17 protein-coding genes are annotated in these 24607 nt (G+C 64.3%); 1 reads left to right on the top strand and 16 read right to left on the bottom strand.

All coding sequences use genetic code 11. The features are described 5' to 3' along the window. Window positions 1-8352: a GH36-type glycosyl hydrolase domain-containing protein gene (locus I8J29_RS03625; protein ID WP_208846315.1), complete on the bottom strand. Its 8352-nt coding sequence runs from the start codon at window positions 8350-8352 to the stop codon at window positions 1-3. Between the two features lie 251 nt (window positions 8353-8603). Next, window positions 8604-8903: a hypothetical protein gene (locus I8J29_RS03620; RefSeq protein ID WP_208846314.1), complete on the bottom strand. Its 300-nt coding sequence runs from the start codon at window positions 8901-8903 to the stop codon at window positions 8604-8606. Between the two features lie 365 nt (window positions 8904-9268). Between I8J29_RS03620 and I8J29_RS03615 the strand changes: the two genes are divergently transcribed. After that, window positions 9269-9748 (top strand): hypothetical protein, encoded by a 480-nt coding sequence (locus I8J29_RS03615; RefSeq protein WP_240545881.1) that lies wholly within the window; start codon window positions 9269-9271, stop codon window positions 9746-9748. A gap of 62 nt (window positions 9749-9810) precedes the next feature. Here the strand turns inward: I8J29_RS03615 and I8J29_RS03610 are convergent, their stop codons facing one another. The 14 genes from I8J29_RS03610 to I8J29_RS03545 form a co-directional block, all read right to left on the bottom strand. Beyond that, window positions 9811-10287 carry a GNAT family N-acetyltransferase gene (locus I8J29_RS03610; protein WP_240545880.1) on the bottom strand — a complete coding sequence of 159 codons (477 nt, stop codon included), beginning with the start codon at window positions 10285-10287 and terminating at the stop codon, window positions 9811-9813. A gap of 236 nt (window positions 10288-10523) precedes the next feature. Beyond that, window positions 10524-12233: a M3 family oligoendopeptidase gene (locus tag I8J29_RS03605; protein WP_208846313.1), complete on the bottom strand. Its 1710-nt coding sequence runs from the start codon at window positions 12231-12233 to the stop codon at window positions 10524-10526. Window positions 12234-12423: 190 nt separating this feature from the next. Then, window positions 12424-12567, bottom strand: coding sequence for a hypothetical protein (locus I8J29_RS03600; protein ID WP_208846312.1), 144 nt, complete (start codon window positions 12565-12567; stop codon window positions 12424-12426). A 211-nt stretch (window positions 12568-12778) separates the two neighbouring features. After that, window positions 12779-13765, bottom strand: coding sequence for an ROK family protein (locus tag I8J29_RS03595; RefSeq protein ID WP_208846311.1), 987 nt, complete (start codon window positions 13763-13765; stop codon window positions 12779-12781). 67 nt (window positions 13766-13832) lie between these two features. After that, window positions 13833-14525 carry a copper homeostasis protein CutC gene (locus I8J29_RS03590; RefSeq protein WP_208846310.1) on the bottom strand — a complete coding sequence of 231 codons (693 nt, stop codon included), beginning with the start codon at window positions 14523-14525 and terminating at the stop codon, window positions 13833-13835. Window positions 14526-14563: 38 nt separating this feature from the next. Then, on the bottom strand, window positions 14564-15403 hold the full coding sequence (locus tag I8J29_RS03585; protein WP_208846309.1) for a carbohydrate ABC transporter permease: 840 nt from the start codon (window positions 15401-15403) through the stop codon (window positions 14564-14566). Next, window positions 15403-16326: a carbohydrate ABC transporter permease gene (locus I8J29_RS03580; RefSeq protein WP_208846308.1), complete on the bottom strand. Its 924-nt coding sequence runs from the start codon at window positions 16324-16326 to the stop codon at window positions 15403-15405. The genes I8J29_RS03585 and I8J29_RS03580 overlap by 1 nt, the downstream gene beginning before the upstream one ends. A 104-nt stretch (window positions 16327-16430) precedes the next feature. Continuing rightward, window positions 16431-17774 carry an ABC transporter substrate-binding protein gene (locus tag I8J29_RS03575; protein ID WP_208846307.1) on the bottom strand — a complete coding sequence of 448 codons (1344 nt, stop codon included), beginning with the start codon at window positions 17772-17774 and terminating at the stop codon, window positions 16431-16433. Between the two features lie 59 nt (window positions 17775-17833). Beyond that, complete coding sequence (locus I8J29_RS03570) at window positions 17834-18838, bottom strand: asparaginase (RefSeq protein WP_208846306.1); 1005 nt, start codon at window positions 18836-18838, stop codon at window positions 17834-17836. A gap of 17 nt (window positions 18839-18855) precedes the next feature. Then, the gene (locus I8J29_RS03565; protein WP_208846305.1) at window positions 18856-19992 is read right to left on the bottom strand and encodes an ROK family transcriptional regulator; all 1137 of its coding nucleotides are present in this window, start codon (window positions 19990-19992) and stop codon (window positions 18856-18858) included. A gap of 421 nt (window positions 19993-20413) precedes the next feature. Continuing rightward, entirely contained in the window at window positions 20414-21277 is an 864-nt protein-coding gene (locus tag I8J29_RS03560) for an NmrA family NAD(P)-binding protein (RefSeq protein WP_208846304.1), read from the bottom strand. Window positions 21278-21487: 210 nt separating this feature from the next. Beyond that, window positions 21488-22075, bottom strand: a complete 588-nt coding sequence (locus I8J29_RS03555; RefSeq protein WP_208846303.1) for a TetR/AcrR family transcriptional regulator — start codon at window positions 22073-22075, stop codon at window positions 21488-21490. Between the two features lie 152 nt (window positions 22076-22227). Beyond that, window positions 22228-24018: a stalk domain-containing protein gene (locus I8J29_RS03550; RefSeq protein ID WP_208846302.1), complete on the bottom strand. Its 1791-nt coding sequence runs from the start codon at window positions 24016-24018 to the stop codon at window positions 22228-22230. A gap of 224 nt (window positions 24019-24242) precedes the next feature. Beyond that, the gene (locus I8J29_RS03545) at window positions 24243-24458 is read right to left on the bottom strand and encodes a hypothetical protein (RefSeq protein WP_208846301.1); all 216 of its coding nucleotides are present in this window, start codon (window positions 24456-24458) and stop codon (window positions 24243-24245) included. Window positions 24459-24607: the final 149 nt, after the last annotated feature.

Here is a 24607-nt window from a genome sequence, read left to right as displayed (position 1 = left end):
TCACAGGGTCAGCTCGATATGGTGGACCGCCCGATCGTCCGCGAGCGGGATGACCGCTCCTTCCTCGGACGCCCCGGCATGAAGCGCCACGGCGTTCCCGTCGATCGCGAGCGCCGACAGGCCGCCCGTCTTGCGCGACGGATTGAGGACGCGGATGCGGTACTCGGCGCCGTTGTACGCGTAGGTCATCTCGAATTCCGGCCAATCGGACGGAATGCACGGCTTCACGATCAGCCGGTCGCCATTGCGCTTCAGCCCGAGAATCCACTCCACGCCGGCCTGGTACATCCAGCCCGCCGCTCCCGTGTACCACGTCCAGCCGGCATGGCCGCGATGCGGCGGCTCCGAGTAGACGTCGGCCGTCATGACGTACGGCTCCCCGACGTAGGTGCGGGCTTCGAGCTGGGATTTCGTATGCGAGATCGGGTTGAACAGGTTGAACAGCTCGAACGCCTTGTTCCCGTCCCCGAGCAGGCTCCAGGCCACGATGCTCCAGATGACGCCGTGCGTGTACTGGCCGCCGTTCTCCCGGATGCCCGGCGGATAAGCTTGGATGTAGCCCGGGCTCGGCTCCGTCTTATCGAACGGCGGGGTCAAAATATGGGCGATGCCGAGGCTCCGGTTCACGAGCTCGCGGTCGAACGAGCGCATCGCCTGCTCCGCGCGGTCATGCGGCGCCATGCCGGAGATGACCGACCAGGATTGGGCGATCGCGTCGATCCGGCACTCGGCGTTATGCACGGTCCCGAGCCAGGTGCCGGCATCGGTGAACGCGCGGCGGTACCATTTGCCGTCCCAGGCCGCTTCCTGCATCGCTTCCGCCAGCTCGCCGCGGGCGTTCCGGTACCGGTCGGCCCGCTCGCCGTCGCCGCGCCGCTCGCAGACGTCCGCGATGGCGCGCAGGACGTCGCCGAGGAACCAGCCGAGCCAGACGCTCTCGCCGCGCCCTTGCGGGCCGATGTTGCTCATGCCGTCGTTCCAGTCGCCGATGCCCATGAGCGGGAGCCCGTGCTCGCCGATCCGGCCGAGCGAGCGGTCGATCGCGCGGAAGCAGTGGTCCAGAATCGTGCCGCTCTCCCCGGACAGCACCGTCTCCTCGTAACGTTCGTGTTCGTCCGCGGATAACGGCCCGCTCCGCAGATACGGCGCGGTCTCCTCGAGGATGCTTTCGTCACCCGTATGCGACAAGTACCGCGCGACGGCGTACGGCAGCCACAGGAGGTCGTCCGAAAACTTCGTCCGGATGCCGCGGTGCGTCTCTTCGTGCCACCAGTGCTGCACGTCACCTTCGAGATACTGGTGCGAGGCGTGGCGGATGATCTGCTGCCGCGTCATCGCCGGACGGCTGTGCAGCATCGACAGCGAATCCTGCAGCTGGTCGCGGTAGCCGAAGGCGCCGCCCGCCTGATAGAAGCCGGAGCGCGCCCACATCCGGCAGGACAACGACTGGTACAGCAGCCAGTTGTTCAGCATGTAATCCATCTCGGCCGACGGCGTCTTCACCCGGATCGTGCCGTTGATGCCCTTCCAGTAGGCGCGCATCTCTTCGAGCGCGAGGTCGCAGGCCTCGGGCTCGCGATACTTGCGGGCGAGCCCGACCGCGGCTTCGCGGGAATCCGCGCAGCCGAGCAGGATGTACACGACGCGCTCCGCGCCGGGCTCGAGCGCGACGGATGCCTGAACGGCCCCGCACGCGTCGTGTGACGGGCCCGTCTCCCCGGACAGCCGCGTCCGGCGCATCGCGGCCGGCTCTTCGAGATCGCCGTCGCGGCCGACGAACGACAGCCGGCTGCCGGTCCAGGAACGGTCCGCCTCGCCCGCCGGCGGGTTGACGGCCAGAAACGCCGTCGCCTCGCGGAACGTGTCCTGATACCCGTTGCGGGCCAGCAGGACGGCATCCTCCACCTCCCAATCCGTGACGATATGGGACGCGTTCCCTTCGCGGTGAACGCCGATGACCCATTCGGCGTAGTACGTGATGGACAGCCTTCGGACATCGTCCGTGACGTTGCGGAGCCGCAGCCGGACGATCTTCACGGCATCCTCCGGCGGGACGTAAACCGTCATCTCCTGACGGATGCCGAGGCGCTCGGTCTCGTAGCGCGAATAGCCTTGGCCGTGCGCCACGGCGTACGTCCCCTCCGTCTCCCGCTTGCGGGAAGGCGCCGGGCCCCAATATTCGCCGCTGTCCTCGTCGCGGACGAAGACGGCCTCGCCCGGCGGATCCAGCGCGGGATCGTTGGACCACGGCGTCAGCTTGCATTCCCGGCTGTTGCGCCACCACGTATGCCCGGTGTAGAGCTCGGAGGCCAAGCAGCCGAACGTCGGATTCGCGATCGCGTTGATCCACGGCCCCGGCAAGCGCTGGCCCCCGCGGAGCACGATCCGGTATTCCGAGCCGTCCGCCGCGAACCCGCCGTAGCCGTTGTAGAACGCCAGGCCCGAGGCCTCGTCGCCCGACGCGGCGGGCGCCGGGTAGCGGTTCGGCGCCGCCGCGGGCGCCGGCCCGGGCGGCTCCGCGCCGCGCTTCCGCTCGTGCGGCTGCAGCTGCGCCCGCAGGCTCGGACCGTCCGCTTCCAGCACGAGCCGGGCGACGGCGAACAGCAGGTCCTTGTCCGCTTCGGGCTGCGACGCCGCCGCCACGATATGAACGCCCGCCCCGCCTCCGCGGTTCGGCGCGAACTGCTCGATCAGCCGCAGAATCGCCTCCCGCAGCTCCTGCTGGTACCCGCCGTCCGATTCGTTCCAGACGACGAGGTCGAAGAGCACGCCCTTCTGCCGCAAATATTCGTACCCGACCAACAGCTTATGCACGAAAGGCAGGTTCGACGAGTCGGCGATCCGCACCAGCGCGACCGGACGGTCGCCGGACACGCCGTGCGCCCATAGTCCGGGCTGGCCTTTCGCGTTCGCTTCGATGGCCGCCTCCTGTTCGGGCCGCAGCGCCGACGGAAACAGCACGCGTCCGGCCAGCAGCTGATAAGCCGCCGCGTCCGCGTCTGTAATCCGCAGATGCTGCAGGTCGATCTGGCTCCGCGTCCAAGCGAGCCGGAACGAGCGCTCCGCCTGCTCTTCCATCGTGAGCGACGCCGCGATCTCGAGCGCCTGCTCCCGGCTGTCGGCGACGCCGGTCACCGCCGTGAGGCTGACCTGCTCGCCCGGTTCGAGGCGAAGGCGCCTGCGCAGGATGAACGCGGGGTCGGCGACCGAGCCGGTCGCCCCGCCGAGGCGCGCATCCAGCCCCGCGGGCTTCGCGAGCGAATGCCCCCGGCCGATAAAGGCGGCGCGATCGGTCTCGAATTCCGGCTCGCCGAGGCCGCTCCCGCTCCCCCCGAAGGCATGGAACGCCCACAAGGAGCGCTCGCCTTCGCCGCGGGGCCGCTTGCGGGCGAGCAGGCACTGCGCTTCCGGCGCGTATTCCGTCTGGATGAACAGCTTCGTGAAGGCCGGATGCGCCTTGTCCGCGTCATGACCCGCCATCGCGAGCTCCAGGAACGTCGTCGCCTCGAGCACGCGCGCCTCCCCCGTGCCGTTCGTCAGCGTGAGCCGCCGCAGCTCCGCGTTATGCTCCGCGGACACGGTGACGTCGAGCCGCGTCTCGATGCCCGCGTCCTCGCGCAGGAACGTCGTCCGCTCCTGCATGAACTGCACGCGCTGCTTGTCCGCCGGCGCGCGGCACGGCTGATAGGACGGCGACCAGCAGACGTCGCGGGCCGCGTCCCGGATGTAGAGGTAATTGCCCCACGGATCGAGCACGGGATCCTCCCGCCAGCGGGTCACGTCGAGCCCGTTGTAACGAATGAACCCGGCGCCGGTTTCCGTGACGACCGTCGTCAGCGCCCCGTTGCCGTGTACGTTCGCTTCGGGCGCGGGCGCCGGCACCGCCGCGAACTCGCGCAGCGGCACGTTCTGCGCGGGCTTGGGCTCGCCCCCGCTCCGCGTCCGGCCCGGCAGCTCCCGCGTCAGAACCGCCGATTTCGGCGGAATGCGCTCGATCAGCAGCAGCTCGGCGGCCCGGACCCGTTTGTCGGCATGGAAATCGTCGATCATGCAGTTCGGCGCGAGCAGGTTGGCGAGCGTCAGCAGGCTCATGCCCTGGTGATGCGCCATGAAGCTGCGGATGACCTTGTGCGATTCGCCCTGCGGCATCCGCCCCGCCGTGAAGTCGATCGCCTCGTAATAGCCGTATTGGCCGCGGGCGCCGAGCGACTCCATCCGGTCCAGGCTGCGCAGCCCCTCCCGCAGCGCGTACGGCAGCGCCATGATCGTCGCGTACGGCGAGACGACCAGGTCCTCGTCCAGTCCCCGCTTGAAACCGAGGCCCGGCACGCCGAACGCCCGGTATTGGTAGTTGAGCTGATAGTCGTAGGCGTAATAGCCCGATTCCGAGATGCCGAACGGCACGCCGCGTTCCTTCGCGTATTCGATTTGGCGGCGCACGACGCCGCGGTACGTGCTGTCCCAGATCGTGCCGGGATACGTCCGCATGATCAGCCACGGCATCATGTATTCGAACATCGTGCCCGACCACGAAATCAGCGCCGTCCGGCTGCCCTGCTTCTTGGCCGTGCGGCCGACCGCGAGCCAGTGGGCGACGGAAATTTGGCCGAGCGCGATCGCGACGAAGCTCGTCTGCCTCGCCTCCGACGCCAGCAAATCGTACAAAATCGTGTCCCGCCGCCCCGAATCGGCGTGATAGCCGAGCACGAACAGCTTCGCTTTATGGTCGTACAGCTCGCGGAAGTCCGTCGCGACGATCAGGCGCTCCAGCCGCTCGGCCAGCTCGTAGCCGCGGCTGATCCACGCCGCCGCGCCCGGCTGGATCCGCCCTTCCGGGTTCCGCTGCCGCCGCTTTGCTTCGTAGAGTTCGTCCGGGCGCGTCTGGTCGAGCTCCAGCGCGAACTCCGCGCCGACCGCCGCGAGCGGTCCCGGCGCGGCGCCCTTGGCCTGCCAGCCGTCCGCCCGCAGCCAGCGGAGCAAGCCCTGCTTGACCGTCATGAGGCTGGCTACGAAATTGCCGGAATCCACCGTCGAGACGTACGCCGGGCGCAGCAGCTCGAGCGTCGAGGTATCGTACCAGTTGTACAGATGCCCGTGCCACTTCTCCATCCGTTCGATGACGCCGACGGTCCGCTCCAGGCGCTCGACCATGTCCGGCGTCGCGATGAAGCCGAGCTCCCGCGCGGCGACCGCGGCCGACAACAGGAAGCCGATATTGGTCGGCGACGTCCGGCGGGCGACGCCGTTCGCCGGCTCGATCTGCACGTTGTCCGGCGGGAGGTAATGATCCTCGGGTCCGGCGTAATCTTCGTAGAACTGCCAAATCTCCTTGGCCAGTCCGCGCAGCCGTTCCGCCTCCGCCGCTTCGAGCGGGCGGCTTGCCGCCAGGGCCGGTCCGTCCAGCCACCGCACCGCGAGCGGAGCCAGCGCCCAGAACAGGCACAAGGCGAGCCCGAACCACAGGAAGCCGCCGGTCGCCCGGAGCGCCGTCGCCGCCGCGAACAGCACGATGAGGGCGTAGCCGCCGCCCGCGCCGAGAATCGTTTGCCGCCGCGCTTTCCCTTGGCTGCGCTCCGTCTGGGAGAAGCTGGTCCACTCGAGCAGCCGGCGCTTGCTGACGAACATCCGGTACACGGTCTTCGCGACGGCGTCCAGCAGGACGGCCGTCTGGAACGGCAGCGTCCACAATCCGATTCCCGCCAGCACGAGCGTCGCCCACAGCCGCCGCGGCCGCGGATCCGCCGGATCGAGCGCCGCGAACTGCCGGATAAGCGGCAGAAGCAGCGTGAGGAGCAGCACCGTCAGCCAGCGCCACGTATAGCCGGGCAGCACCGTGACCGCGAGCGCGAGCAGGACGAAGAGCGCGATCGGCAGCAGGCTGCGGCGCAGGTTGTCGACGATCTGCCAGCGCGTGAGCAGCGACAGATCGATCGGCCGCAGCGCGCCCCGGCGGTCGCACAGCTTGGCGCGCAGCCAGCAGAGCAGCTGCCAGTCGCCGCGCACCCAGCGGTGCATCCGTTTCTGGAAGGAAAGGAACGTCGACGGATGCTCCTCGATCAGCTCGATGTCGGACACGAGACCGGCGCGCAAAAACCCGCCTTCGAGCAAGTCGTGGCTCAGCACCGTGTTGTCGGGAATCCGTTCGCCGAGCAGCCGGCCGAACACGTCGACGTCGAAGATGCCCTTGCCCGTGAAAATCCCGACTCCGAGCGCGTCCTGATACGGATCCGACACGGCAAACGCGTAAGGATCGATCCCGGGATCCGACCAGTAATACGCGAGCCGCGAACGCATGGCGGAATCGTGGCTCGTGCCGACGCGCGGCTGCAGCACGCCGTAGCCCTCGACGACCCGCGTCCCCGCCGCGTTCAGCCGCGGCCGGTTGTACGGCAGATGCAGCGTGCCGATCAGCCGCTGCGCGCTGCCGAGCGGCAGTTGGGTGTCGGCGTCGAGCGTGATGATGTAGCGGATCCCCGGCAGCACGCCCGCGTCGCCGTGCCGGATCTCGTAGCTCGTGTCCCCGCCGCCGCGCAGCAGCTCGACGAATTCGACCAGCTTGCCCCGCTTGCGCTCCCAGCCCATGTACGCCCCTTCGGCGGGGTTCCACCGGCGGCGCCGCTGGTAGAAGTGGAACGTCGGCCCGTCTTCGCCGCCCCCGTACAGGTCGTTCAGCCGGTCGATCTTCGCCTTGCCGGCAGCGACGATCCGGTCGTCGGACGCGAGCCGTTCCTCCGCCGCGTCGGCGAAATCGCCCAGCAGGGCGAAGTGGACGTTCCGGTCCCGGTTGGCCAAATAGTGGATCTCCAGCCGATCGGCAAGCTCCTCCGCTTCCTCCGCGGTCGACCAGATGGCCGGAATGATCACCATCGTCGACGCGTCCGCGGGAACGCCGCAGGAATAATCGTACCGCAGCAGCGGTCTCGTCCGGCACAGCCGCTCAATGCCGAAGTGCAGTCCCGTCATGACCCATTCGCTGACCGGGAAGAGCAGGGCCGCGACGATCGCGGCGGCGCCCGCCGCCGTCAGGCCGGCCCGCCCCCCGCCGATCCAGACCGCCGCCGCGGCCGTCAGCAGCGCGAACAAGACGAGCAGGGACGCAAAATAGCCCATGGGCGCGCGTTTGGCGACGCTCGCGCCGGGCATGCGCTTCGGGCTGCTGCATTGTTTCAGCGAATGGACGAGGCGTTCGACGCCCTTCGGCTCGAACAGATAAAACGCCGCGAACGCTTCGCGGGCGAGATCGCCGCGGTCTCGTTCGTCGCGCGCGCCCGCGCCGTCCGGCGAAGACGCCGCGGCCGGCTGGCCCTCGGCCGGGCCGGCCTCGGACGCCGGCGCGCCTGCGCGGCGTTCGAATTCGTGCTTGGCCAGCGCGAGCGCCTGCGCGGCGACCAGCGTTTCCGGAACGCGCATGCGCCGCGCGAGCTCCGCGATCCGGTTCAGCAGCTCGTTCCGGCTCGACGCGTCCAGCCGCGCGTAGAGGCCGGAGGCGTCTTGGCGCATCGTGCGGTCGAGCAGGCTGATCGTCGCGAACAGCTCGTTCCAGTCGCGGCGCTCGTTGCTCCGCAGGCTCGTGATCAGGTTGCCGGCCTTCGCCTGGTAGGCGGTTTGCAGCTTCGCCTCGTACGTGACGACGCGGTCGAGGTCCTCCGAGCCGTTCTCGTATTTGCAGACGAGCCATTCGCGCACGGCCGCCGAGTCGCCGGACCATTCCCGCAAGTGGCTGATCAGATGCGCCGCCCACGGACCGGACAGCGGCTCGCTTTGGCCCGCTTGCTCCAGCGCTTTGCCGATGACCTCGGCGTTCAGCCTGGCCGGTTCGATCCGCCCGAGCAGCTCCTGCACCTCGCCGCATACCTCGCGCCGGTCGCGGACCATCGCCATCGTCTCGGCGATCCGGCCGACCAGCGCGATTTTCAGCATGAGCGGGATCGAACGGGTCTCGGCCAGCGTCAGCACGGACACTTCCTGGTAGGCGTTCAGATACGCCGCGAGCGTCTCCTCGCTCAGGACGCCGTCCACTTGGTCGAGGTAGGCCGTGCAGACCGCGTGAATGCGCAGCTTGCCGTCGCCGCGCAGCCGGGGCATGGGCGGAAACGCCCGCTTGGCCAGCTGCAGGCGGACGTCGAGCGCTTGCTCCTCGATGAATTCCGCGTTGTCGAGCAGCCACTCTTCCGCTTGCTGTCCGCAGCCGGGCGGCCCGTCCTGCAGCCTCGCCGCGAACGCCCGCAAGCCCGCGATGTCGGCCTCGAACTGCCGATGCAGGTAGCCGGGCTGGCCGGCGGCGGCTTTGACGTGCTGCTGCAGCGCGAGCTCGTGCGCGTGCTGGCTTATTTTCTCAATCGTTATCGACATGAACAGGTTCCTCCGGAGTAATTCGGTGAATGAATGGACTACCAAATTATTCCCATCGGAACGGCATTTTATGAGCGGTCGGCCGGTTTTTTCCGGTCCTATTTTTCGCGGCAAGCAAAAAACAAGCCGCCGACGGTGACGTCTGCGGCTTGTTTTCGGTGCCCGTTAAGGCGGGTAACACGTTGGATAAAGCTAGCGTATACGCGGCCTATCGATGCCCGTGTCTACCCAATCCTCCCGTTCTTCCGACGCTATCCTTCGACGACGTCCGCCCGCAGATCGCTCGCGACGTCCATCATCTTCGGAATGACGGCCTCGTTCGTCCCGGACGCGTACAAGTCCCCCTGATAATGGCGGAACGGAATGACAGCGGAACCGACGCGCCAGAGAAAAAAGTCGCCCGGAATGGTGACGGTCGTCGACCCGTGAACCGTGTACTCCGGCGTATAGTCGAAGTCCGGCTTGTCCTCGAAATACCGCTTGCATTCCTCAAGCGAGATGGTCTCCCCGTTGCCTTGCAGTTCGCGCGTGATGCGATAACGCTTGCTCATAGCCATGCCCCCGTTCGACTGTTAGGTTGACTGCCGATGCGATGTCCGCGCGGCCATCCCGATCCGCGGATTCCGGTGATTTCGCCGCCGCGGAATGTAATGCCCGAACCGGCAGCATACTGGTACATAAGCTCCGATTCGCCCCTGCCCTGGCGGCTGATTCCATTCCCGAAGCATCCCGCCCGCGGGTACGTGCATGCTTCTCATTCCGGCGGCATTTCGCCGAACGGACATGCGCGCGAACCTCCCGGCTCGCGATAAACTCATGGGCTCCATTATAACATGCCGCGAAGCTTGACGAATAATTTCCTCGCATTTCCACAAACTATGAAATAGATGTAAATTTTGACATAAGGAGTCTCCCCATGAGAGTCATCGCCGGCTTGTTTTCCACGCTAATGCCCGGATTCGGCCAAATTTACAACCGCCAGTTTGTGAAAGGCATCATCTTCGTCATTTGCGAACATTTCGACAACGTCGCCGGCAACATCAATTCCGCGATTCACCTCGACTTCAACGGCCATCATGCGCAGGCGGTGGGCGCGACCGATTTCGGCTACATGCTCTTTTACCCCGGCTTCTACGCTTACGCCATCTGGGACGCCTGGTATTACGCCAAGCCGGGCGCCGATAAAGCGAAAACGGCGATTCCGTACCTGATCGGCGGCTTCGCCGGCGAGTTTTGCGCGATCTTCGCCAACCGGCTGCCCTTTCCGACCCTCATGGCCGGCCTGTCCATGCTCGTGCCCATCTACGCCGGCATGCTGATCCACCGCAAGGAAGGGCAATCCGTGCCGGAGCCGTCCTTGCAAGCGCCATCCGATCCGCCGGAGACGCGCCAATGACGAGCGGCTTGCGGTGCGCGCGGAGCTTGGCTGCGTCTGCCGCTTGCAGGGACTTATTGTTTTCACAGTTCGAGCCGCATGCGCACCATCCTCGACGTGTGACCCTCCAGCTCATCCTCGAATTCGCCGACGGCCTTGAAGCCTTTGGCGGTATAGAAATTCATGCCTGTCCGGTTATCCGCCTCGACGTTCGCGCACACGAACTTGGCTCCCGCCGATTCGGCTAAACCGGCTTGAAGCAGCGCCGTGCCGAGCCCCTCGCCTTGATGCCCGGGAAGCAAATAAATGGCCGCGAGCTCCGCTTCGCCGCCTTCCCGAACGCGCGAAAAGTTCGCGAACCCGACGATCTCGCCAGCGCATTCCGCGACGAGCATAACGGAACGCGCCAGCCGCCTCGCCATCATCTCGTCGCCGTAAGCGTTCCGCAGGAAGCGGTCCTGCGCGTCCGGCGGGATAATCCCCGCATACGCCGCGTGCCAACTGGCTTCCGCCACCGCCCGTACGGCCGGGATATCCTTCGGCTTCATGGCTCGAATCATGAATTCCCCTCGCTTTCGGGTGCGCGCTGACCGATCGGATGCTCGCCAGTGCGCGCGTAAGGCATGTCCCCATCTCCTTTCAGCGAGATGCCCTCGCCCCGGATATTCGAATGCCCGCGCGTTTCCTCCCCCGGAATAGACACGCGTCCGCCCGCGGGTTCTGGAGCGCCGCCATAAACAAGAAAAGCCGCGCGAGCGCGGCTTTCCCGGGTCGACCGGCGCAGCGGGCCGGAAGGCTACAGGTTCTCGTCCGCCACGCCGTCCAGCCAAGCCGCGATGCCCGCGATCGCGGTCGGAACGCTTCCCGGTTCGAACGGCGAAGGCAGGCCCGCGGAGGCGACGAGCTCGAGGAACGAGCGGCTTCCGCCTGCGCGGCACAGCTTCAGGTAGCTGGCCCATGCCTCCTGGTAATCCTCGCGCATCCGGTTCCAGTAATGGAACGCGCACAGCTGGGCCAGCGCGTAATCGATGTAATAGAACGGATAATGATAAATGTGCAGCTGGCGCTGCCAATACCCGCCGTTTTCCAAGAAATCGTTGCCCTCGTAATCGCGATGCGGCAGATAGGCCCGCTCGATGTCGCGCCACATGCGCTTGCGCTCGGCCGGCGACGCGTCCGGATTGGCGTAGATTTCGTGCTGGAACGCATCGACCGCCGTGATGTACGCGACGCCGAGCAGCGAGCCCGCGAGATGGCTGAAGCGGTATTTCTCGGCATCCTCCTTGAAGAAATGCTCCATCCACGGCCAGGCGAAAAATTCCATGCTCATGGAGTGGATCTCGCAGGCTTCCGACGTGGGGAACAGGTACTCCAGCACGCCCAGGTCGCGGCTCTCGTACGATTGAAACGCGTGGCCGACCTCGTGCGTCAGGACGTCGATGTCGCCGGCGGTGCCGTTGAAGTTGGAGAAAATAAACGGCGCGCCGTATTCCGGCAGGAACGTGCAGTACCCGCCGCCCTGCTTGCCCTTCTTGCTGACCAAGTCCATGAGCCCGCGGTCGATCATCATCCGGAAGAAGGCGTCCGTCTCCGGGGACATCTCCGCGTACATCCGCGTGCCCTGCGCCACGATCCAGTCCGGGTCGCCCTTCGGCGTCGGATTGCCCGACGGGAAGCTGAACGACTCGTCGTAATACCGGAGCCGGTCCACGCCGATGCGGCCGCGCTGGCGCTCCTTCAGCTTCGTGGCGACGGGCACGATGTGCGTCAGCACTTCTTGGCGGAAGCGGCTCACCAGCTCCTCGTTGTAATCCGTGCGGCTCATCCGCGCGTAGCCGAGCTCGGTGAAGCTGGCGTAGCCGAGCGTACGGGCGATTTTCGTCCGAACCTTCACGAGCTTATCGTAAATGTCGTCCAGCTCCGCCTCGTGCTCCGCCATGAACGCGTAGCGGCTCTCCGCGGCGCGGCGGCGCGTATCGCGGTCGGTGGATTGCTCGAACGGAATGAGCTGGGGAAGCGTCCGCTCCTCGCCCTCGAACGGGATTTTCGCCGATGCCATCAGACGCGCGTAAGCGGAGACCAGCTTGTTCTCCTGCTGGAGGTCTTCGATGATCGCCGGCGCGAACGTCTTCAGCGACACCTCGGCGAGGCGGAACAACTGGCTGCCCCAGCGGACTTCCAGCTCGGCGCGGAACGGCGATTCGACCAGCGCGCGGTAATACGCCGTCGCGTATTCCTGCACGACCGGCTTGATCTCGTCCATGTATTCCTGCTCCGCTTTGTAGAAGGCGTCGTTCGTATCGACGGAATGCCGGATCTCGACGAGCTGGCATTGCGTTTCGAATTCGCTGCGAAGCGTATTGACGGCTTCCATCGCCTCGCTTTGCGCCTCGGCGCCGCCGGCCTCGTTGAATTGGCGGATCAGCGCGTTATACCGTTCCCCGACCGCCTTCGCGTCGGGCCGTTCGTAGGCGTACTGGGCGAACTTCAACGTTTCCAAAGTCATCCTATCCCTCCGTTATCGTGGTTCTCCGCCCGGCGCAGCTTAACGCATCGTCCCAAGCTGTTGGGCCGATGCGTTCCGGCGTTACCGAACGCATCCACCCGGGCATCCGGGCCATTACGTTAAATATTTCAACAATAGGCGGCGGATTCCTGCCCGGGGCGGCGGAAAACTGGGAATTTCCGGGGGCAACTTACGCGTTCAGATCGTAGCCGATCGACCGGCAGCGGCGGCAGCGCTTGACGGTGAGCGAGACGTCCCGCAGGTCGAGATCCTTCGCCGCGATGACGGATCGGACTTCATAATCGTGTTTTTTGAACGAGAACCAACCGTGCATCTTCATCCCTCCATGCAATCATGCGTGACTTATATTTAGATTTAGTTTAAATATAATCAGCATATCAGGTTCTTCCGGCGGAAGTATGAAGATTCCGTGAAGACGGGATGAAGGACATTGAAGGACATTCCTTCAAGCGGGCGGACGCAAGCAAAAACCCGGCAGGAAGCGCCGATTGCGCTCTCTCTGCCGGATCTGAAATCGAAGGGCCTTACACGGAAACCGGGAGATCCGCATAGCGCCACCACAGCGCCGCCCCAACCGCCCCGGCGTCCTCGCCGAGCTTCGCGGTCTCGAACGTCACGCCGTTCACCATGCCCGGGATGCCGTACTTGCGCACGGCTTCCCTCATCGGTTCGAGCAGCGGCGGTCCTGATCGGGACACGCCGCCGCCTACGACGATCATCTTCGGGTTCAGCAGATGGATCATGGAGACGATGCCGAGTCCGAGCGCCGTTCCCGCCTTGGCGAGCTTGTTGATCGCATAGGCGCTTCCCGCCGCCGCGGCGGACGCAACGTGCTCCGCCGTCAAACGATCGAGGTATCCGCCGGTCAGCCGCATAAGCTCATCGCCGCCTTGCGCGCCGCCCAGCATCTCTTCCCTCGCGATTCGGGCGATCGAGCTGCCCGAGGCATACAGCTCGATGCAGCCGCGGTTGCCGCAGGCGCACAGCGGCCCATGACGGTCGATGCTGATATGTCCCAGCTCCGCCGCGCTGTCGGACGCGCCGAGCACGAGACGCCCGCCGCTCACGATGCCGCCCCCGATGCCCGTCGACACGGTCACGAATATCAGATCGTTCACGTTCTTTCCGGCGCCGGCCATCCATTCCCCGAGCGCGGCCGCGTTCGCGTCGTTCAATAGCTGGACGGGACACGCGAAGCGCTCCACGAACGGCCGGGCAAGCGAGACGTTCTCCCACTTCAAGTTGGTGGCGAGCACAACGTTTCCCCGGTCGGGGTCGAGAATGCCCGCAACCGCGATGCCGATGCCTCGCAGCGCGTATTCCGCGGGCGACGCGAACGTTTCGGCGAGCAGTCCGACCGCCATCTCCTTCATGCGTTCGATCGTATCCACCGGCCCGCGGTCCGCCCGCGTTTCTTGCCTGGTCCTTGCCAGCATGTTGCCCCGTTCGTCCACGATGGCGGCCAGCATTTTGGTCCCGCCGAGATCGATTCCGATATAGATGCTCTCCATTGCCGATGTACCTTCTTTCTGGTTGCTGTTCCGCCGGACGAGGAGCGCCGTCCGCGCGCTTGCCGGATTAGTCCGGCCGATCGGCACGTTGCTTCATGCTTCGGATGATCGCCGGATCGATCGGATCCGCGTACGATCCGTTCGTCCGAACGCCGCGGCCGAAATGCACCTCGCGCACGCCGCTCCGCGCCATGAAGCTTCCGATCGAGGTTGGCGTCAGGCCGCTTCCGGCGAGCACGCGCACGTCGGATCCCGCGAGCCGGCCGGACAAGCGCGCGAGGACGTCCGCCGCATCCGCCGCGCTTGCTTGGCCGCCGGACGTCAGGATGCGATTGACCCGCGGCAGCAGCAGCACGTCGTCCAGCGCTTCGTCCAAATCACGCGCCTCGTCGAACGCCCGGTGGAACGTGACGTTCATGCCTTCCGCCTCTTCCAGCAGCGGAAGCAGCGCGGTCCGGTCCACGCGTCCCTCCGGCGTCAATGCTCCGATGACGATGCCCGCCGCACCGGCGCGGCGGGCTTCCCGAATATCCCGCCGCATGACGAGCAGGTCGGACGCGTCATACCGAAACGAACGGCTGTGCGGCCGAATCATGACATGAACGGGAATATCGGCGTGGCTCGCGGCATAGTCGAGCAGCCCGAGACTGGGCGTCAAGCCGCCTTCCAGAATGCCCGTTACGAGTTCGATCCGGTCGGCGCCTCCCGAGCAGGCGCGGATCACGTCGTCCCCGGATGTCGCGATTACTTCAATCCGCATGGACTAGTCCTCCCCTTTCCTCATCGCCCAAGCACGCTTCAACCTTTCACCGCGCCTTGGGACAACCCGGCCACCATGAAGCGTTGCACGAACGCGAACAGAATCGCGACCGGGATGAGCGAAAGCACGCCGCCGGCGCTCATCTCGCCCCAATTGATGTCGAATTTCTGCACGAAGCTGTTCAGGCCGACCGGCACCGTCTTGACGCTCTCGCTCGTCGTAAACATGACCCCGAAGAACAGGTCGTTCCATGCCGCCGTAAAAGCAAACACGAACGTCGCGACAATGCCGGGCAGCATGATCGGCAGAATGATTCGCGCGACCGTGGATAACCGGCCGCAGCCGTCGATCATCGCCGCCTCCTCGAGCGCAACGGGCACCTGCTGGAAGAAGCCCGAGATCGTGATCAAGCAGAACGGAATGTTGATGGCCGTATACGTAATGATGAGCGCCGTCAGCGTGTCGAGCAGCTCGAAGCGTCCGAACACGATGAACAGCGGGACGAGCATGACCATGATCGGTACCATCTGCGTCGAGAGAAACATCAGCAGGACGAAGCCTTTGCCCCTGAACCGGTAGCGGGCCAGGGCGTAGCCGCCCAGGATGGACACGGCCAACACCAAGAGGCCGCTCGTCAGGCTCACGATCAGGCTGTTGCCGAAATACTTCGGAAAATTCGACGTTTGGAACGTCGTCGCGTAATTGTCCCAGGTGAGCTGCTTCGGCCAGAACGTCAGTTTCGCGCCGTAGATCTCGAGACGCGATTTCAGCGCGGTCACGAACATCCAGTAGAACGGCAGCAGCGTCCCGAGCAGAAACAGCAGCAGGACGAAGAACCGCGTCAGGCCGGGCAGCCTCCTCTTGATCGTCGCCTGCATTAGAGATCACCCGCTTCCCTGAATTTCGTGACGCGCAGGAAGACGATCGTATACACCGTCAGGAACAGCAGCATCAGCACGCCGAGCGCGGAAGCCTGCCCGTAATCGGCCGAATAGCCGATCTTGCTGAACACGTAGGAAGGCAGGTTATCCGAGCTGTTCGCGGGTCCGCCGCCCGTCATGATGTAGATCAGCTCCGCCGAGTTGAACACCCAGATCACCCGCAGGAGCGCGGTCAGCACGAGCGTCGGCTTGATGAACGGAATCGTGATGCGGAACAGTTGCTTGACCCGCCCCGCGCCGTCGATATCGGCCGCTTCGTGAATCTCGTGGGGCACCGACTGCAGCGCCGCCAGGATCATGATGCCGAAGAACGGCACGCCGTACCAAATCATCGCGATGATGACGGGGATGATCGAGAGATGCGGCAGGGCCAGGAAGGCGACCGGTTTGTCGATCAGGCCAATCTGGAGCAGCAGGTGGTTGATCAGTCCGTTCTGCTGGTTGAACATCCATTTGAAGATCATGCCGACCAGGAAGGCCGACACGGCCCACGGCAGGAACACGATCGCCTGGTACGCGTTCTTGCCCCGGAACTTCTTGTTCAGCGCCAGCGCCAGCGCGAAGCCGAGGACGAACTGCAGCCCGACGACCGCCACGACCCAAACCAGCGTATTCAGCAGAATCCGCGGCATGTTGGCGTCCGACGCGAGCGCTTTGAAGTTGTCGAGCCCGGAGAAGCCGATATGGCTTGGATCGAAGAGCACGTAATGCATGAAAGCGAGCTGCACCGCCTTAACCAGCGGGTAAGCGAAAAACGCGAGCACGACCAGCAGCGCCGGAAGGAGCAGCAGATACGGCTCGATGCTGCGAAGCATCCGCCTGCCTTTGCCGGCGGTATGCGCGTTGCCTGGAGCGGACATCTTCAATCACCACCTTGCTGGGATGAAAACGCGCATGGCCAAGCGGGCTTGGCCATGCGCGCCTTTGCTTCGATGCGGTTCTTTAGCGGGATTGCGATTCGGATTTACGATTGCGGATGGTCCTTCAGATAAGCGGTCTGTTCGGTCGTCAGCCAATCGGCCAGATGCTTGACCGTCGTATCCAGATCCTGCGCGCCGGTCATGTACTTTTGCGTTTCCTGCACGGAATACGTGCCCGTGAATTCGCCAAGGCGCGTGAGGTAGCTCGGCGGGCCGGCGAAGACGATATTGGCATCCGCCATGGCGCCGGCGTACCCCGCGATCGGTCCGGTGCTGAAGAACGGATCCTTCAGGTTCTCGGCGTAGATCGGGATGCTCGAATTCGCTTTGCTGTACGCCAGATTGTTCTCCGGCGAGCTGAGGAATTCGATCAGTTTCCACGCCTCGTCCTTATGCTTGGTGTTGGTGGACATGGCGTAGGCGGCGGTGAAGCCCCAGAAAATATACCGCTTGCCGTCGTCCGATTTCGGCATCGGCACGACGTTCCACGTATCCGGCTGCATGTTCTTCTGCGCGACCGCGATGACTTCCGGCGTTTGGTTCAGGATGGCCGTCTGTCCGGTCGTGAAGCCCTGCACCATCTCGTTGAAGCCCCAGTTGACCGACTCCTTCGGCGACTCGCCGTCCAGATACAGATCGTAGAATTTCTTGAAGGCCGCTTTGCCCTCCGCCGAGTAGAGGATCGATTTGCCGTCCTTGCCGAACCAGCCGTCGGAATGGGTGGCGGCCATGACGTACTCCATCGCGCGGATAATGCCGTTCGCGCCGCCGCGGAACGAAATGCCGTACCGGCCCTTGCTCTCGTCGGTCAGTTTCTTGGCGTAATTGAAGTAGTCGTCCCAGGTATCGATCGTCGAAGGCAGTCCGTTGTCCTTGAACCAATCCGACCGGATGAACAGCCCCTGCAGCAGGAACGCGTCCGGAATGGCGTAGACTTCGTTGTTGAATTTATTGCGGGCCTGCTTGGCCGCTTCCGTCAGATTCGCGGTTTGGTCCCATTTATCGTAGAACGGCTGCAAGCTTTGGATATAGCCGGCGGACGCCATGCCCGCGAGCGACGTATCGTCGATGCTGATGACGTCGGGGAGAATGCCGGCGACGCCCATCGTCATCCATTTGTTGTTCGCCTGATCCCAGGGCACCGACGTGTAATCGACGGTGATGTTCGGATTCTGGGCTTCGAACTTCTTCAGCAGATCCTGCAGGAAGGCCGTCCGTTCCGGGCTCGGCAGGGGATCCAGGTACGAGAGCTCGACCTTTTCCCCTCCCCCCGCGTTCGAGCCGCCGTTCGCCGCGGAATCGTCCGCTTTGTTCCCTCCGCAAGCCGTCAACGCGCCCGACAGCATGAGTACGGCCGCCATGCCTCCAAGCCAACCCTTTTTCCCCATTCTCTTTCTCTCCTCTCCTATTGTCGCCGCGCCGTCTGCCGGGCGGCTCTCTACGCGATCTATGGTAGATGTAACGTAAATACGGCTTGATTGCGCCCGATCGCGCGCCCGTTGTCGTTGCGGATGTCGAGCGGCGCGAGGGCATGCATGCGGTCGATCGTCTCCCGGTTGCCGTAGCCGATCTGCTCCAGAACGGAAGCCGTTACGATCGGCCACTCGTCCTCGGACCCGTCCAGCACTTTGAACGCGAAGGCAAGCCGCTCCCGCTTCAGGCCGAAGCAGTACACGCCTTTGGCCCCGCCTTTGGCCACGATGTTGGGATCGAGCAGCAGGCTCGAGCAGATGCGGTCCGTGCCGGCGACCATCTCGCCGTGCGCGTTCATGCGGCGCACGATGGTTTCGACGGCGGTCCGGATGGCGGCATCCGCGATGAGATCGGGGCAGGCGAGCTTCAGGAAAGCGGTCGCCAGCGCGTCCAGCGGCATCGCGAATACCGGAAAGCCGCAGCCGTCGGTACCGAGACCGATCGATTCCGCCGGAATGCCGGCCAAATACGCGAGCGTCTCCAGAATTTCGCGCTGTACCGGATGATCCGGCTCGCCGTAGCTTTCCATGGGATAGCCCATCGCCTTGCAAAGGGCGAGGATGCCCAGATGCTTGCCCGAGCAGTTATGATAAATGGCCCGCTTCGGCAAGTTGGCCCGAAGCAGCCGTTCCGTCGCGTATGCGCTGAGCGGATACGTCGGATGGCAGATGAGCTGTTCCTCGCCGATGCCCGTCTTCCGCATGATCCCCTCCAGCGCCTCGACGTGGAACGGCTCGGCCCGATGGGACCCGATCATGACGGCGCCTTCGGCGTCGGTCAAGCCGAACGCCGCGTCCGCGCCGTGCCGCACGACCGGAATCGCCTGAAACGGCTTGCCCGCCGAGCGAAGGAACGCGACCGCCTTCGGGTCGCCGACCCGGTATTGAATGTCCCCTTTATCGTTCACGCCGCATACGTGGCCGGCATGCACGCATTCTTCGATGCCGCCGCGGTATTCCCTGACCAACGCTTCTTCCATGGCGTCCCCCTCCTCCGTTATTGTTGTTGAAGCCCGTTGCCCAAGTATCGTTGAAGCGCCAGCTTGGCCGCTCCGATCATGATCGCCTGCTCGCCGAGCTGCGAGCGGGTCAGCTTGAACGTGCCGACGAACGGCTCCCAAATGAATTCCTTCAGCTTTCCCTTCACCCGCTCCAGAATGTCGGGATCGATGTCGATAAAGCTGCCGGCCATGACGATGGTATCCGGATTGTACGTGCAGACGACGTTATTGATCGTGATGGCGATATACGTGCACGCCCGGTCGATGATGTTGAAGGCCCACGTCTCTCCGCCCTGCATCAGCCGGTAAAGCTCCTCCACGCTGCCGACCGGTTTGATCTGGCCCGCTTCCTGAAGCAGCGCAAGGTCGGTGATATACGTCTGCAGACAGCCGCGTTTCCCGCACTCGCACAGCTTGCCGTTCGGGTCGATCGTCGAATGGCCGATTTCGCCGGCGATGTTGTTGGCGCCGCGAAAAATTTTCCCGTCGATGACGATGGCGGAGCCGACGCCGCTTCCGATGCTGATGAGCGCCGTCTTGCTGTCGCCGGAGATGGAAGCCGTGCCGCTCTCGCCGAGCGCCTTGACCTTCAAATCGTTGTCGAGCACGACCGGCAAGCCGATCTTCTCCCGCAGAGCCGGGGCGAAGCTAACGTTCGACCAGCCCAGCTGGGCGGAGAACACCGCCGTGCCTTCCTCGGGATTCATCACGCCCGGCATGCCGACGCCGACGCCGATGAGCTTGGACGCGTCGATGCCGTGCTCGTCCGCCAGCTTGCGGACGGCGGAAGCGATGGTCTCGACGATCGCTTCCGGGCGCGAATTCGAACGACCCAGTTCCAGCTCGCGCTGCGCGGCGATGCGGCCGTCCAAATCGACCAGCCCGATCTTCAGACGGTTTCGGTCGATCTCGATGCCGGCGGACATGATGGAATGGACATCGATATCCAGCATCGTCGCCCTTCGGCCGACGCCCGTCGAATATTGATCCGTTTCCCGGACGAGCCCGCCGTCGATCAAGTCGCCGACGATGCGGCCGATCGCCGTTGCGCTCATCCCCGTCAGCTTCGAGACCTCCGCGCGCGAGACGGGTCTATGCTGGCGAACCATCTCGAGCACGAGCAAGCGATTCATGTTTTTGATGTACTCTTGATCGTGTTTTCCTGTTAGGATTTATAACATCTCCTTTCTTTATTATTAATTGGGAGCGATTTACAATTGAATAATTTCTTTAAATTGCTGCATTTTCGGTGTTCAATCCGGCCCCTTTGTTGCCAGAACCGTCTAATTAGTAACATCATGTTATTAAAATACGACACGTCAAGTAACTTGTCAACCGTTTAAACGGAAATTATGTTATATTCTCTGACGTCAATAGTTAGAAAACGTTTGCGTTCTCCCATCATCATCCATACGCCGTAAAAAAAGAGGACATCGCGTATTGGATGTCCTCTTACGGAGTTCGTGCCTTCATGGCTGGTAGGGCCGCGCCATGCTGTTACGGCAGCTTCATCGGCAGCTGCGACTGCTCTTACAGCAGCTCCTACAGCAGCTCCTACAGCAGCTTTTTCAATGCGTCCGCGAGCGAAGTCTTGCCCTTCGCGGACTCGGTTCCCGTCCGTTCGAAATCGATCCAGCCCGAATTGAAGCCGTCGAGCATCGCGATCCTGCCGCCCAGCCGGTCTTCCGGCGCGCCTTGGCCGATGAACGCTTCCGCCCATGCCGCGCGGGGAATCGCTTCGGCGCGCACGTCCCGGTTCAGCAGCGCGGCCAGCGCGGCGGCGAGATCGGCGGGCGAATACGCCGCCGGGCCTTCCAGCTCGAGGCGGCGGGTGCCGCTCCATCGCTGCCGCAGCGTCTTGGCCGCGATCGCTCCGATATCCGCCGTGGAGATCATCGGGATCTTCCGGTCCAGCGGATAGAGGCTATGCGCGATCGTGCCCCGATCGCGCGCGGGAGCGATGTCCCACAGCGCGTTCTCCATGAACCAGGCGGCTCTCAAAAACGCGCCGGGCATCGGCAGCCTTCCGAGCTCCCGCTCGAAAATATGCAGCGATTCGATAATCCCGAGCCCGCGGTCGCGGTGGGCGCCGACGGACGAGAGCGCGACGTACTTCGGCGTCCCGGCCGCCTGCAGCGCCGTTCCGATCGCCTTGGCGAAGGCGCGCGTCTCGGGAAAGCCCGCTTCGGGGTAGAACAGCGGCGGCAGCAGGACGAACGCGCCGTCCGAGCCGGCGAAGGCGGCCTCCAGCGCCGCCGCGTCGCGATAATCCGCGAAGGCGACCTCCGCGCCCAGCGCCTTCCAATCGTCCGCTTTCCGTTCGTCGCGCAGGACGGCCCGGACCTTCTGTCCCTCCGCCAGCAAATTTCTCGCGACCGCCCCTCCGACTTGTCCCGTCACGCCCATAATCGTATACATGGATGATGCCTCCTTTGTCGTTTGCGTTTATCCTACCACGCGAAGTTACATGTTTCAAGTTACAATTTTTATAAATTGTAACTTGAAACAAAAGAGGCAAAACAATAGCCGTCGGGGCGCGTCTCCTTCGACGCGGCCGCCAACGGCTATGTGCCAAGCCCGATCAAACGTTTCGTGCCAAGAACGCCGCAACCGCGCGGCAAGCCGTCTTCAGCTGCCCGCGCCGAGACCGCGCAGCGTCAACTGCCAGACGGCTTCGAAGCCGGCTTCGGATTCGGGCGTGTCCCACTCCGCGGCATGCGCGGCATGATGGAACCGGGTAAACGCGTAGAATACGCCTGCCGCGGCTTGCCGCGCATCCTTGCAGACGAACGCGCCGGAAGCCGCGCCCGCCTCGATGATGCCGGCCAGCTGCTCCGCGAGCAGCCGGGCATGGCCCTCGAGCGCGCCTGCCGTCTCCGCGACCAGCGCGGCGTACATCGCGAACAATTCGGGGTCCTGCCGGGCGCGTTCGCGCTTGAATTCGCGCAGCGCGGACAGCCAGCGGTACAGCTTCGTCTCCGGCGGGGCTTCTTCGGCCAGCACGGCGCCGAGCGGCTCGAACACGCCTCCCATCCATCGTTCCACGACCGCCAGGCGCAGCGCCGCCTTGTTCTCGTAATGCCGATACAACGCCGCATGGCTGACGCCGAGCGCGCGGGCGACATCGGACATGTTGGTCTTCGCGAGCCCGAATTTCCGCAGCGCGCCTTCGGCGGCATCCAGGATCGACGCCTTGGACAGTCCGTCTTCCGCCACCGTGCGGCACCTCCTTCTGCTTAAGGATGCGGCCGGCGCTTCGCGCCGATGCGGCCGCATCGCGTTTTGCCCCTTATTATAGCATAGATGACCGGCCGCTTCGCCTGCCGGGCCGCTTCGCGGTTCAGGCCGTCATCGAACCGTCCGCGGGGTTATTTGACGGTGTAGACGCCCGCCTTGTACGTCAACGTATACGTCATGCCTGCCTCGGTCAGCACGGAAGCCGCGATGCTGTCCGCCGCCAGGCGGGTGTTCCGTCCCGACGCTCCGACTTTATACAAGCCCGGCTCGTAACCCTTGGCGACATAATAAACGCCCGTCTCGCCGACCGCGTACGAGGCTGCCGGCCGATCGCTCAACCGGGCTTCGCGCCCCGCCGCGAGATCGTAGCGGTACAGCGTTCCGGGATCCCACGCGCCGGCGTTCGCGGCCGGCTCGGTATAGTAGAAGGCGCCGTTCGCGAACCGGACGTTCTGCGCCTTGCGGGCCGTCAGCGTACGCGGATCCCCTCCGCCAAGCTCGACGCTCTTCAAGCCGGCGGACGCGCCGTCGACGTAGACGATCCGGCCGTTTACCAGCCAAAACGAGCTCGCCGCGCCCGTAAGCTTGACCTGCGTGCCGTCGGAAAGCTTGATTTTGTACACGGCCGCAACATCCTTCGGGTCGTTCTCCAGGTAACCGAGCGTGTAGAGCCAGCCGTCCTGAATCGCCAAGCTCGCGTTCCCCCCGAGCCCGATGCCATAATCGTTGATCGTGCGGGTGATGCCGTACGTGAACCCTTGCTGCCCGAATGCCGAGGAGGCGCCGGTCTTCCGATCGATTCGGACGAGATTGCCGCTCGCGTCCGCCATCGGATGGAAATCCGTCATGTATAGATATCCGCCGTCCTCCGCATAGTTGATGACGCTTTTCGCGTCCGCGACCTCCGTCAACGCCGCTCCGCTTACCTTGTACAGCGTCTCGCCGCCCATCGTCAAATCCCCGGTATGCAGGATCACGCGCAATTCCCCGCCGTCGCCGCGAATATCCGTTACCCAGCCGTCCTCCGGCTTCCATTGCGGAATGGCGGCGATCGTCCGGGATTGGCCGGACGCGAAATCGTAAGCATCCAGCTCGGAGGCGCCGCCGACAGCCGTCACGAAGTACAGCTTGCCGTCGATCGCCTTCGCGGCATGTAATTGCGGATTGCCCGGAAGCTTGACCTCGGCCGCCTTCCCGCCGTCGGCTTGGCGGTACAGCGTTTCGAAGGCGCCGTTCGTCCGGTACGCGGTTTTGTAATAGTAGGCCGCGTTGCCGAATTTGCCAAGCGGCGTCGGCGCGTTCTCGTACGCGACCGGCTTGCGGGGATCGGTCAGCACCCGCTTGATGCGGTCCTTGACCGCCAGCGTATCCGGACTCGTCAGATCGATGCGCTCGCTGCCGATCAAGATGAGACCGTCGAGCCAATCGATCTCCTTGTCCAGCGCCTCCGCCGCGCCGCGAAGCGGCAGCACGATCCGGCCGTCCACCCGGAGCGGCGCGGCGTCCATGCCGACCGGCTCGCCGTTGACGAGCATCGTCTTGCTGCCGACCGTGAACTGGACGCGCTTGTGCAGGTTCGGGTTGCTCAGCAGCACTTCCTTCGGGCGGGCCGCCTGCCACGCCGCGTCCCAGCTGCCTTTCCCCAGGTCGGCATTCGTCGCGAGCGTGCTCAACAGCCGAATGGGCACGAAAACGCGGCCGTTCCGCTCCACGATGTCGTAATCGCTGTACAATAAATCGGTCAACTGCCCGTTCAGGAACGCCTTGTCGCGGTAATCGAACGGCAGCACGATCAGCCGGTCGAACGCTTCGCGCAGCGTCGCCTTGCCAGGCGCATCCGCCGCCGCGCCGTTCGGCGCGAGTCCGAGGACGCCGCTCATCAAGCCCGCGCACGCAAGCGCGGTAATCAGCCGTTTCTTCATGCATCCCACTCCTTGGTTCTGAATTCGCCTAACCTAATCCCCCCAATAATGGACGCAGCTGGAATGGGATTGTTGCAGCGGATCGGCGGCTCGTTCCTGCGCATGTCAAAAAACCGCCGGCAGTCGCCGACGGTCAAGGGAGCTGGCGGAGCTTATGGACACCGTGCGCAGAGCCTGCCTTCGCGTTCGGACAGCGCGTTCGGTTGGCGGCGGCGGACGGAACGCTAACCGCGTTTCGCGATCTCGCTGCGAAGCATAAAGGTGAAGGCGAGCACGAAGATGCCGAGCCATAACGCCGCGAACAGGACGAGAAACGTGCCCAGGCCGAGCCCGAGCTTCTTCGAAGCGTAGACGGATACGGCGGTGGCGCCGAGCACGGACAGCACCAGCGCGTTGTTCTTGATTCGTTTGATCGGCACGCGAATGTTTTTCCGTTTCATTGCGACGCGCTTCGCGCGCGGTACGCGGATTTCGGGTACGGCACGGAAGCTTCCTCCCATCGATCGGGCAACCGGACGAGCAGCCGGGCCCAGCTTCTTTCGAACCTCAAGTGAACGATCCTGCAATAACGAACTTCTTTTGTACGACG

Source organism: Paenibacillus artemisiicola, assembly GCF_017652985.1.
GTDB lineage: Bacteria > Bacillota > Bacilli > Paenibacillales > Paenibacillaceae > Paenibacillus_Z > Paenibacillus_Z artemisiicola.
The sequence above is the reverse complement of the archived record's forward strand: the minus strand, read 5'-3'. Positions and strand labels throughout refer to the sequence as shown.

Excerpts from the sequence above, each read along its gene's own strand:
- I8J29_RS03615 (WP_240545881.1), top strand. The coding sequence starts at position 9,269 with ATGAGAGTCATCGCCGGCTTGTTTTCCACGCTAATGCCCGGATTCGGC.
- I8J29_RS03560 (WP_208846304.1), bottom strand. The coding sequence starts at position 21,277 with ATGTATACGATTATGGGCGTGACGGGACAAGTCGGAGGGGCGGTCGCG.
- I8J29_RS03620 (WP_208846314.1), bottom strand. The coding sequence starts at position 8,903 with ATGAGCAAGCGTTATCGCATCACGCGCGAACTGCAAGGCAACGGGGAG.
- I8J29_RS03590 (WP_208846310.1), bottom strand. The coding sequence starts at position 14,525 with ATGCGGATTGAAGTAATCGCGACATCCGGGGACGACGTGATCCGCGCC.
- I8J29_RS03565 (WP_208846305.1), bottom strand. The coding sequence starts at position 19,992 with ATGAATCGCTTGCTCGTGCTCGAGATGGTTCGCCAGCATAGACCCGTC.
- I8J29_RS03545 (WP_208846301.1), bottom strand. The coding sequence starts at position 24,458 with ATGAAACGGAAAAACATTCGCGTGCCGATCAAACGAATCAAGAACAAC.
- I8J29_RS03605 (WP_208846313.1), bottom strand. The coding sequence starts at position 12,233 with ATGACTTTGGAAACGTTGAAGTTCGCCCAGTACGCCTACGAACGGCCC.
- I8J29_RS03595 (WP_208846311.1), bottom strand. The coding sequence starts at position 13,765 with ATGGAGAGCATCTATATCGGAATCGATCTCGGCGGGACCAAAATGCTG.
- I8J29_RS03610 (WP_240545880.1), bottom strand. The coding sequence starts at position 10,287 with ATGATTCGAGCCATGAAGCCGAAGGATATCCCGGCCGTACGGGCGGTG.
- I8J29_RS03570 (WP_208846306.1), bottom strand. The coding sequence starts at position 18,838 with ATGGAAGAAGCGTTGGTCAGGGAATACCGCGGCGGCATCGAAGAATGC.
- I8J29_RS03600 (WP_208846312.1), bottom strand. The coding sequence starts at position 12,567 with ATGCACGGTTGGTTCTCGTTCAAAAAACACGATTATGAAGTCCGATCC.
- I8J29_RS03585 (WP_208846309.1), bottom strand. The coding sequence starts at position 15,403 with ATGCAGGCGACGATCAAGAGGAGGCTGCCCGGCCTGACGCGGTTCTTC.
- I8J29_RS03575 (WP_208846307.1), bottom strand. The coding sequence starts at position 17,774 with ATGGGGAAAAAGGGTTGGCTTGGAGGCATGGCGGCCGTACTCATGCTG.
- I8J29_RS03550 (WP_208846302.1), bottom strand. The coding sequence starts at position 24,018 with ATGAAGAAACGGCTGATTACCGCGCTTGCGTGCGCGGGCTTGATGAGC.
- I8J29_RS03580 (WP_208846308.1), bottom strand. The coding sequence starts at position 16,326 with ATGTCCGCTCCAGGCAACGCGCATACCGCCGGCAAAGGCAGGCGGATG.
- I8J29_RS03625 (WP_208846315.1), bottom strand. The coding sequence starts at position 8,352 with ATGTCGATAACGATTGAGAAAATAAGCCAGCACGCGCACGAGCTCGCG.